Source organism: Curtobacterium sp. MMLR14_002 (assembly GCF_001864975.1).
Classification (GTDB): Bacteria; Actinomycetota; Actinomycetes; order Actinomycetales; family Microbacteriaceae; genus Curtobacterium; species Curtobacterium flaccumfaciens.
Window position 1 is genome coordinate 1 of record NZ_MJGT01000131.1, and the last position, 288, is coordinate 288.

The 288-nt window shown below is 65.3% G+C and carries 1 protein-coding gene; it reads right to left on the reverse strand.

The window, feature by feature from the left end; genetic code table 11:
* Nucleotides 1-46: 46 nt before the first annotated feature.
* Nucleotides 47-288 (reverse strand): hypothetical protein (locus tag BIU91_RS19250; RefSeq protein WP_216099690.1); only part of this gene is annotated, 242 nt, incomplete at its 5' end.

Consider the following 288-nt stretch of genomic DNA (forward strand, 5'->3'; position numbering starts at 1 on the left):
GAGGAAGTCGCCGAGAGTTGTTCGGTAACGCATCAGGGATGCTCCTTCAGCTGCTCGTCGGCTCGCGGATTCGGGTCGCGGCGACGAGAGGGTTCGTGCGGAGATGACGGTCATCAGGTCCGTCGAGTGCGATGCGCGATGAGCGGCGCGTCATGATCAGCGGTGTGACGTTGATCGTCACGACGCGACTGGTTCGAGGGGCTGACTCGTCGGTCAGCGACGACATCCACAGCCGAAAGCGGCTGCCGTTGCGGGGTCCGGCCGGTGCCGGACGGTGCGTCGTACTGC